13 protein-coding genes are annotated in these 9,569 nt (G+C 46.8%); 8 read left to right on the forward strand and 5 right to left on the reverse strand.

Going from position 1 to position 9,569, the window contains the following annotated elements; translation table 11 throughout:
• The 6 genes from AC4E7D_RS07330 to AC4E7D_RS07355 form a co-directional block, all read left to right on the forward strand.
• On the forward strand, positions 1-653 hold a 653-nt coding region (locus AC4E7D_RS07330), incomplete at its 5' end, for a type III polyketide synthase (RefSeq protein ID WP_490173160.1).
• A gap of 12 nt (positions 654-665) precedes the next feature.
• The gene (locus tag AC4E7D_RS07335; RefSeq protein WP_490173161.1) at positions 666-1,463 is read left to right on the forward strand and encodes an SDR family oxidoreductase; all 798 of its coding nucleotides are present in this window, start codon (positions 666-668) and stop codon (positions 1,461-1,463) included.
• 2 nt (positions 1,464-1,465) lie between these two features.
• Complete coding sequence (locus AC4E7D_RS07340) at positions 1,466-1,909, forward strand: 3-hydroxyacyl-ACP dehydratase FabZ family protein (RefSeq protein WP_490173162.1); 444 nt, start codon at positions 1,466-1,468, stop codon at positions 1,907-1,909.
• Positions 1,902-3,176 carry a beta-ketoacyl-[acyl-carrier-protein] synthase family protein gene (locus AC4E7D_RS07345; protein ID WP_490173163.1) on the forward strand — a complete coding sequence of 425 codons (1,275 nt, stop codon included), beginning with the start codon at positions 1,902-1,904 and terminating at the stop codon, positions 3,174-3,176. Before AC4E7D_RS07340 ends, AC4E7D_RS07345 begins: the two co-directional genes overlap by 8 nt.
• Positions 3,177-3,181: 5 nt before the next feature.
• Positions 3,182-3,436: an acyl carrier protein gene (locus AC4E7D_RS07350; protein WP_490173164.1), complete on the forward strand. Its 255-nt coding sequence runs from the start codon at positions 3,182-3,184 to the stop codon at positions 3,434-3,436.
• Positions 3,436-3,882, forward strand: coding sequence for a hypothetical protein (locus AC4E7D_RS07355; protein ID WP_490173165.1), 447 nt, complete (start codon positions 3,436-3,438; stop codon positions 3,880-3,882). The genes AC4E7D_RS07350 and AC4E7D_RS07355 overlap by 1 nt, the downstream gene beginning before the upstream one ends.
• Here AC4E7D_RS07355 and AC4E7D_RS07360 read toward each other — a convergent pair.
• Positions 3,879-4,394: a YceI family protein gene (locus AC4E7D_RS07360; RefSeq protein ID WP_490173166.1), complete on the reverse strand. Its 516-nt coding sequence runs from the start codon at positions 4,392-4,394 to the stop codon at positions 3,879-3,881. The two genes, AC4E7D_RS07355 and AC4E7D_RS07360, sit on opposite strands and share 4 nt — an antisense overlap.
• 79 nt (positions 4,395-4,473) lie before the next feature.
• Positions 4,474-5,430 (reverse strand): TerC family protein, encoded by a 957-nt coding sequence (locus tag AC4E7D_RS07365; RefSeq protein WP_490173167.1) that lies wholly within the window; start codon positions 5,428-5,430, stop codon positions 4,474-4,476.
• Positions 5,431-5,602: 172 nt separating this feature from the next.
• Here AC4E7D_RS07365 and AC4E7D_RS07370 point away from each other — a divergent pair, with 172 nt between their 5' ends.
• Positions 5,603-7,270 carry a tetratricopeptide repeat protein gene (locus AC4E7D_RS07370; protein ID WP_490173168.1) on the forward strand — a complete coding sequence of 556 codons (1,668 nt, stop codon included), beginning with the start codon at positions 5,603-5,605 and terminating at the stop codon, positions 7,268-7,270.
• 10 nt (positions 7,271-7,280) lie between these two features.
• Here the strand turns inward: AC4E7D_RS07370 and AC4E7D_RS07375 are convergent, their stop codons facing one another.
• From AC4E7D_RS07375 to AC4E7D_RS07385, 3 genes are all read right to left on the reverse strand, one after another.
• Entirely contained in the window at positions 7,281-8,492 is a 1,212-nt protein-coding gene (locus AC4E7D_RS07375; protein WP_490173169.1) for a multidrug effflux MFS transporter, read from the reverse strand.
• A gap of 67 nt (positions 8,493-8,559) precedes the next feature.
• Positions 8,560-8,697 carry a hypothetical protein gene (locus tag AC4E7D_RS07380; protein ID WP_490173170.1) on the reverse strand — a complete coding sequence of 46 codons (138 nt, stop codon included), beginning with the start codon at positions 8,695-8,697 and terminating at the stop codon, positions 8,560-8,562.
• Positions 8,698-8,824: 127 nt separating this feature from the next.
• The gene (locus AC4E7D_RS07385) at positions 8,825-9,016 is read right to left on the reverse strand and encodes a hypothetical protein (protein WP_490173171.1); all 192 of its coding nucleotides are present in this window, start codon (positions 9,014-9,016) and stop codon (positions 8,825-8,827) included.
• Between the two features lie 174 nt (positions 9,017-9,190).
• Here AC4E7D_RS07385 and AC4E7D_RS07390 point away from each other — a divergent pair.
• A partial coding sequence (locus AC4E7D_RS07390) for a DUF4251 domain-containing protein (RefSeq protein ID WP_490173172.1) occupies positions 9,191-9,569 on the forward strand: 379 nt, incomplete at its 3' end.

Here is a 9,569-nt window from a genome sequence, read left to right on the forward strand (position 1 = left end):
TACCCGTTACAGAAATGGGATGTGCCGCAGGGGTTTCAGGGATAATCTATGCCACACAGTTCTTGAGGAATAGTCCCGGTAAGCGGGCAGCCATTATTGCTGTGGAGAGCCCAACGGCCACCTTTCAATTAAATGATTTTTCGATGGCCAATATGGTGAGTGCTGCCATTTTTGGGGATGGAGCAGCCTGTGTGTTGATGGAGGCCACCGAAAATGCAAGGGGTCCTAAAGTCATCGGGGAAGAAATGTACCATTTTACAGATGCTACCCATTTAATGGGGTTTGACCTTACCAATACCGGTTTAAAAATGATCCTGGATCCGGCTGTGCCCCAGACGATTGCGGATCATTTTCCTGACATAGTATACCCCTTTTTGGATAAATTCGGATCGGGAATTGAAAAGGTAAACCATTTGATCTTTCACCCTGGAGGCCGTAAAATTGTCCAGACCGTGGAGGAACTCTTTGGTAAATTGGGAAAAAATATTGACGATACCCGGGAAGTCCTCCGCCTATATGGCAATATGAGCAGTGTTACGGTCTTATACGTATTGGAACGTTTTCTGGAACGCGATATTAAGACCGGGGAACAGGGGTTGATCCTGAGCTTCGGTCCTGGATTTTCCGCCCAAAGGGTGTTATTGGAGTGGTAAAACATAAAAAGAATGCAAAAAACCCAAACGCATAAAGCACAGCCGTGGTGCCTCATTCTGGGGGGAAGCTCAGGATTGGGGCTTGCCACAGCAAGGAAAATGGCTGAGAACGGGTATGGGCTTATATTGGTCCATCGCGACCGTAAATTGGATTTGCCCCGTATACAAAAGGATTTTGAAACTATTACATCCCTGGGGCACCCTGTGCTTCACTATAATCAGGATGCATTGCAGGATGCCAATCGGGACAGGTTAATAGATAATTTGATGAGCAACCTGCCAGAGGGGGAAAAGATCAGCGTGCTGGTCCATAGCATAGCCCGGGGTAACTTAAGGCCGTTGGGCACTGGCGACGGAGGGCTTGGCTTGGCTGATTTCCAGCTCACATTTAATGCGATGGCCTTAAGTTGCTACTCCTGGACCAGCAGTTTGTTACAAGCCAATTTATTAGCTGCAGATACTCGGGTAATAGCCTTTACCAGTGAGGGCAATTCCAGGGTCTGGCAGGGTTACGGCGCCGTATCCGCCGCAAAGACATCACTTGAAGCCATCATTAGGCAGATGGCGGTTGAATATGCTTCCAAAGGGATAAGGGCCAACTGCATCCAGGCGGGTGTTACGGACACCCCTTCCCTGAGAAGGATTCCCGGCAGCGAAAAACTACTGGATAATGCGCGAAAAAGAAATCCCAATAACCGCCTTACATCTCCTGAAGATATAGCCAATGTGGTGTACTTGCTCAGCAGGAAGGAAGCTGCATGGATTACAGGGACAATAATTAAAGCAGACGGAGGGGAAAGTCTCAGATAACTATGGATGCCAGGGCAATTCTATCTCGTTTACCTTACACAGATCCCTTTTTATTTGTGGATGATTTGATCGAGATTGATGAAAATGGTGCAGTGGGTTCCTATAGGTTCGATGAGGGACTTGAGTTCTACCGCGGCCATTTTAAAGATAATCCTGTTACCCCCGGAGTAATTTTAACAGAATGCTGTGCGCAAATTGGACTGGTTTGTCTTGGGATATATCTGACGCCCGGTTCTGAATTCGAGAATACCGGAGTTGCTCTTAGCAGTACGGAAATGGAATTTTATCAACCTGTTTTCCCGGGGGAAAAGGTGACCGTAATGTCCGAAAAGGTGTATTTCCGGTTTAACAAACTAAAGTGCAAGGTGCGTATGTTAAGTGAGAAAGGTAGCCTTATATGTAAAGGTGAGTTGGCGGGAATGATAGTAAAGAAAAGTCATGAATGATCGGGTAGTGATAACAGGTATTGGAGTGTGTTCTCCTGTAGGTGTGGGTATAGATGACTTCGTTGATGCACTTAAAAATGGTAAGGTAGGGATTGCCCATCAAGCTGATTTAGCCGATCTTAATTTTAGATGCCAAATTGCTGGTAAACCGAAGATTACAAAAGATTTACTAAATAAATACTTTACCACACTTCAGCAAAGGGACCTGAAGGCTTCAGGTATTGTTTACGGGGTAATTGCAGGTTGTGACGCCTGGCAGGATGCTGGCTATGAACAAAGAAAGGATGGCGAACCCGATTGGGATTGTGGGATCATTTTTGGAACCGGTATTTTAGGGGTCGACAAGTTCAGGGAAGCCATATACCGGGTAGATGACGGGCAGGTGAGGCGTTTAGGCAGCACAACGGTTGTGCAGACCATGGCGAGCGGGATAAGTGCCTATCTGGGCGGTATTCTCGGTTGTGGTAACCAGGTGACCACCAATTCTTCGGCATGTACCACAGGGACGGAAGCGATACTTATGGGGTATGATCGTATTCGGTCTGGAAGGGCCAAACGTATGCTGGTGGGCAGTTGTAGCGATAGTGGGCCTTATGTATGGGGTGGATTTGATGCGATGCGTATCTTACCCCGCAAGTTTAATTCACAACCCGAAAGGGGAAGCCGGCCCATGAGCGCCTCTGCCAGTGGTTTTGTTCCCGGGAGTGGGGCAGGGGCACTGCTTCTTGAAACATTGGAATCCGCATTGGAAAGGGGGGCAACGATATATGCCGAAGTACTTGGAGGAAGTATCAACAGTGGCGGCCATCGGAATGGGGGAAGCATGACGGCTCCTAACAGCCTGGCGGTACAGCGTTGTATTCGCGAGGCGATCAAAAGTTCAGGTATTTCAGCCAGGGATATAGATCTTATTAATGGCCATCTCACTGCCACCACGAAGGATCCTGTTGAAATCAGCAACTGGAGTGAGGCCCTCGGATTACGCGGGGTGTCCTTTCCCTATGTGAATTCCTTCAAAGGGCATTTCGGGCATTGCCTGGCCGCTGCCGGCAGTTTGGAATGTGCAGGTACAGTTTTGCAGTTTCGTGAAGGCACGGTCTTTGGAAATGTAAACTGCGAGGACCTGCATCCGGAAATTGCGGAAGTCGTGGATCCGGAAAAAGTTCCCACCCAAAGTCTGGCCTTTACCCCAAAAATTATCGCAAAAGCCAGTTTTGGCTTTGGAGATGTGAATGCCTGTGTTATTTTTAGGAGATATAATTTATAAAGCCCATGGCAGAAGAAAATTACACCCAACTTCTGGATATCATAAAGCCCTACCTTCCGGAAGATGTTGCGGTCTCAGACATACACAAAGACAGTCATTTACTGAATGATTTAAACATCAATTCCGCCAACCTGGTGGATATTGTGCTGGATGTGGAAGATGCATTCGATATTATCCTGGAAAATGAGGATATGGAGAAAATGGATAAGGTCTCGGATGCACTACAGATCATAGCTGCAAAACGCAAGCAAAAATCCTGATGGAAAACACAGGAGGGGTGGGATGGAAATCCTGGCTGAGATCACGTTTTGCAGTGGATGGGCGCTTGTTGTTGCTGTATATAATCATCTATTTTCTATGGGGATTGGGCATGAATGAGGTCGGGAAAAGGCTCGAAATAGCCCAATTTACCTATTGGTGGCAGGTAATTACGGTGTACCTGATCTACATGATTCCCATCTCACTCCTGCTTAGGGGCCTGCCCTTTCACATGCAATATGCCTATGGCCTGGTGGCTATGGGATTTTTAGAGTTTGGTGGCTATCTTTTTGAAACTTCCTATGCCTACCCGGGAAACCTGTTGGACAACTTGTTTGGTATTCGAAATTTCAGTCTGGCCATGGCGCTGTTCTTCGCCCTCTATTTTCCTCTGGGGAATTGGGGGGTACAAAAACTGTATACCGCTTTATTTTCGGGCAAAGCTTAGTTGGATGGTTCGAGCGCAAAAGAAAAGGCTACCTGCACACGGTTCTCTTCGCGCTCTTTCTTGATGTTTATGCCGTAATCCGAGGTATTCAAATATGCCGTTCCTGTTAGTTGTCCATTGACCATTTTAAATAAAATCTTAAAGGGGTTTGAGGTGCCGCGAAGGGTCAAGACGCCTGTAACTTCATAACCTTCTGCAAGTTCAGTAATGCTATTGCTTTTAAAATGGATCCTGGGGTATTCGTCTTCATCGAAATACTTCCGGCTTTTTAGCGCCCAATCCCGTAAAAAGTTGCCGGTCTTTAAGGTCGCAACACCTACCGTTCCCTCCAACACAGAACGGGTAAAATCCTCCTGGTCAATCACAGAGGCCGAGCGGAAATCCGATATGCTACCGCTGACATTCTTGGATGCAAAGACAAACGAAATCTCATTAGCCTCAAGGACGTACTGTCCTGAGAGGAAAGCAGGAATGCTCAATAAGATCAGTAAAGTAAATCGGAGTTTAATCATGTAACCTTCAGTATTTTAATTCAAACTTACTTAAGCCTGATCAACTAATCACCCAAGAAATCGTTAAAGCTTGCAGGCCTTAGGAAGAGGGTTGCTCTTCACTTTTTTTAGGCATTAACAGGGAGATCACCACACCAGCGGCAAGGGAGATTATTATAACAGATAACGACAACCACTCAGGGAAATGCAGGTAATGAGAAAGCAACATCTTGATGCCTACAAATGCCAGGATCACCACAAGGCTGTAATGGATGAACCAGAATTTGGCCAGCATCCTGGATATCAGGAAATACATGGACCTGAGGCCCAGGATCGCCATAATATTGGAACTGAATACAAGGAAGGGGTCTGCCGTGATCGCCAGGATGGCCGGGATACTGTCTACTGCAAAGAGGATGTCTGTTATTTCAATTACGATAAGCGCAACAAATAGAGGTGTGGCAGCCGATATCCCCATCCTCTTCATAAAGAACTTATTACCGTGAATAGTGGTGGTAAGGGGATAGATCTTCTTGATCTGCCTGAAAACAAATGACTTCTCGGGATCGTATTTAAACTGGTCAGTCTTCAGCATTTTATAAGCGGTATAAAGCAGAAAGACCCCAAAAACATAAATGATCCAATCGAAGCGGTTAATCAGGGTTATCCCAAATAAAATCATCACTGCCCTGAAGAAAATGGCCCCCAGGATACCCCAGAAAAGTACCCTGTGCTGGTAAATAGGGGGGATGCCGAATGCCCCGAAAATTACGGCAATCACAAAAACATTGTCTACGCTGAGGGATAATTCAATCAGGTAACCTGTGATATATTTAAGTACTGCTGTCCCGGGGGTAAGGTCCGTGGGATTGTCTACAAGGCCTTCAGAAAACAGCCAGTGAATCACAAAGCTGAACCCAAGAGCCACACTTACCCAAAGACTGGTCCATAGCGCTGCTTCCCGGGATCGAATAACGTGGTCATGCCGGTTGAAAACACCCAGGTCCAATGCAAGGAAAATACCGATAAGCAGGAGGAAAGCCGCCCAGATTAGCATGTATGCCAATTTTAGTCGTAAAGATACGGATCGTTTACATAATCCTGAATACCACTGCCTTTTTATGGAGGGATAAGGGCTTGCATTTCAAATATCCCTGTTATCTTGTAACAAATGCAAAACCTTTACGTCCGATAGGGTAGTACTTCATCCATCAAAACACCTAATCATTATGAAAAAGCAACTTCTAGGAATTTATATGCTCCTGGCCGGACTTCTGTTACCGGGTCTTGGCTCACTAAATGCGCAGCAGAAATTTACTGCCGCCCAATGGCAGGAAGACCTCAGGTTTCTTCAATCTACCATTCATGAGGAATATCCCTTTCTGTTCAAAAAGATTAAAGCAGCAGCCTTTGATGCCGCTGTAGAGGAACTGCATACTGCCATTCCGGACTTGGAGGAGCATGAGATCATGGTAGGCATGGCCCGGCTGGTCGCCTCTTTTGATTACGGCCATACCGTTTTGGGGTACTGGGAAGGGGTAGTGCCTTATCATCAGTTACCGATTGTACTCTATGATTACAGTGATGGGATCTTCCTTCAAGGGGTGCACAAGGACTATGAGGCCATTCTCGGGTCCCGATTGTTAAAAATCGAAGAGAAGCCTATCGCGGAAGTTCTTGAGCTGATGCGGCCTGTGGTTCCTGCTGAAAACGACCAGTTCGTGAAGGCCTATGGGATACATTACCTCACTTTCCCGGAATTTCTTCACGCCCAGGGAGTGCTTCCAGAACTAAGACAAACCGTTACCCTTACTCTGGAAAAAGAAGGTGAGGTTTTTGAAGCAGAACTTAAGGCCGTTCCGGCGGAACGATTTCCCCGGCAGTACGGCATGGTGGTGCCCGGAGATACCTGGCTGGAATCCCGTGACCTGAGCACAACTCCCTTGTATCTGAAGCAACTCGATAAGATTTACTATGAGGAATACCTGCCGGATACCAAAACGCTTTATGTGCGGCAAAGCCAGGTTCAGGACGAGGAGGGGGAAGACATCCCAACCTTTTATGCCCGGATATTTGATTTCATTGAGAACAATGATGTTGAAAAACTGATCCTGGACTTGCGCTTAAACGGGGGTGGGAATAATTACAAAAACAAACCCGTAATTACCGGGATCATCGAAACGGAGAAGATCAACCAGCCGGGAAAATTTATGGTCATTATTGGCAGGAGGACCTTTTCGGCCTGTCAGAACCTGGTAAATGAATTGAGTAACTATACCAATGCCGTTTTTGTGGGAGAACCCACTGCGGAAAACATAAATTTCTACGGGGACAACCGTCCGGTACAATTGCCCAATACCAAAATGAATGCCTATCTGTCCTTTGCCTGGTGGCAGGACAAACCCCAGTGGGAAAATGCGGAGTGGACCTCACCTCACATAGCTGTGGAGATGAGCTTTGACCAGTACCGGAACAATGAGGATCCCGTGCTGCAGGCCGCCCTGGAATTTTCGGAGGAAAACTTTGTTTTGGACCCCATGAATTATTTCAGGAACCTTTTCGTGGCAGGGGATATGGAAAAACTGCAGTCGGAAGTAGTGCGCATGCTTCAGGACCCGGCGTACCGCTTCTTTGATTTTGAAGAGGAGTTTGACAAGGCGGGCTATGACCTCCTGAAAGGCAAGCGCTTTGAAGAAGCCATCTATGTATTTAGTATGAATACACAGTTGTTTCCGGAGTCTGCGAATGTATGGGACAGTCTGGCCGAAGCCTTTTGGAAATCGGGAAACCCAGAAAAGGCAAAGGAACTCTACCGGAAAGCCATTGCGCTGGACCGGGAAGGAAATATCAAGGCCAATGCCTTGCGGATGTTGAAACTTATGGAGGCCAAAAACTAAGCAGGAAGGATCAGTGGCGCTCCCTGACACCACTTTTGGTAAAGTAAAAATGTGCCAGGATCAGGCAGGAAAGCAATCCGCATACGAGGAACCCAACGAACATCGGAAGTACAGAATCCACAACAAAGGCCCCTATATAAGCGCTGATGGGCACAGCCATGATGGTGGCCACAAAACCCGTAATAGCAGCTCCTACACCCGCTATATGGCCCAGGGGCTCCATGGCGAGCGACCTCAGATTGCCAAAAATAAATCCAACTGCAAAAAACTGTAGCCCAAAGAAGACCATAAGCACCTCCACGGCGGGGTTTTGGCCGTTATAAAAGGCCAGGATGTAGACCAGGGCAGTGAGGACATAGAGCAGGATGGAGACTGTTACCAGGCGCAACATGCCCAAACGGACCACAAGGGAGCCGTTGAGCAGGGTAGCAGTGCCAATGGTGATGGCAAGGGCCGCAAATATGTAAGGAAAGGCGTCTTTCAGATCGTATTGTTGCTCAAATATTTGCTGGGAAGTGCTCAGGTACACCAAAAATGACCCAGTAATAAAGCCCCAGATAATGGTAAAGGCCACCGTCTGTCGGTAATTCAGTAGTTCCCTGAACCCTTCTATGAAAATACGACCACGAAAACTGCTCCTCCTGGTCCTGGGAAGGGTTTCGGGTTGTCTTTTCCAAAACCACCAGCACACCAGGACACTGAATCCTACCTGTACGTGAAATATGGCTTCCCAGCCCAGCCTGTCGAGTATAAATTTGCCCAGCGCAGGAGCGATTATGGGGACCAGGATGAAGACTACCGTCACAAAGGACATGATACGGGCCATATAATCGCCACTATAGGTATCCCGGATCATGGCTACACTTATCGTCCTGGGGGCGGAAAGGGAAATGCCCTGTAAGATCCTTCCGATGATCATGATTTCCAGGCTATTGGCAAATACACAGACCATGCTGGAAAGTACAAAAACAAGGAAACCCAGGTATACGACGGGCTTTCTGCCAATACTGTCAGAAACAGGACCAAAGAGCAGAGGGCCTACGCCTAAGCCTAGAAAAAATAAGGTAATTAAAAGTTGATTTTCAGCCGGACTGCTAACTGCCAGTGCAGTCCCAATGGGATCCAGCGCCGGGAGCAGTGCGTCCAGTGCCAGCGCGGCAATGGACATTAGCGCTGCCATGAGGGCTACAAACTCTAATTGTTTTGGGTTTGTTTTTGGCATTCGGCAAAAGTAGGGCATTCCAACGAAACTGCAGCCCAATGCATTTGACTCCTCAAGGCATCAGGGTTCAGAACAATTCAAATACGTAACCCAGCAGCCAGTATAGAATGATAAAAACAACAATAGTGCCGATACAACCACAGCGTCCCCCGCCGATTTTTTTAGCCCCAATTGCCGCGACAATAGCGCGAATCAGATTTTTCATGATCAGTTTGTTCTGCGTTTATTACCCAGCATATATAGCCGTTGACAGGGCTGCTGCAGGTAATTATTGTAATTAAAGCAAAGATTTAATATAATATTATAATATATTGTTATTAAGTAAGTTAGTATTATTGAATAGCTAAATGCTTAAGCAATTCATATACCAGGAAGGCCGGCCAGACAATGGCTTTTAATAGCCCCAATACCCCTGCCCAGAAGCCTGTGGCTACCTGAATATAATAGACTGCGGCCCCGATCAGGCCAAGCCCATAGACGGCATTGGAAACGTGGGTTGTGCGTGTTGCAGGATTTGTTGTCATAAATTGGTGGTTTATAGGGCAAAGATCAGTAGGGAAGGGGGCAACAAAAATGATTTTTATCAGGAATCAGAAAGAAATAACAAATTGATTTTCAGATTATTTTAAGAAAGATTGGGGATTTCTTGGGAGTATTGTAATACGATTTTAGATTATATTTAGTTATCGTAGTATGAAGTGAAAAAACACCTTAAATATCTGTTGTTATATGCCCTGTGGATAATGGGGATCGTATATATACTGGGAGGCTGCCAGGCAGGAAAGTCAGCGGTAAGTCCTGAGGACCAGCAGGCTCTGGAGCAACTGGTAAACGCCAGGCGGATCCGGGTAAAAGCAGAGTGGGCACGACCCTTGACCACCACAGGCTTGGCTAGTGTGGTAAATGCCGGATTGCTTCCACCGGGTAATAACGCAGCACGAATAAATCTCATCAACACGCCTAATACTTTCGAAATCCGGGGAGATTCAGTATTTGTTGATCTGCCGTATTTCGGGGAGCGGCAAATCATATCCACATATCCTACAGGTCAGGGGATTAGCTTTAAAGGGCTGATGG

Source organism: Lentiprolixibacter sp. (assembly GCF_982873095.1).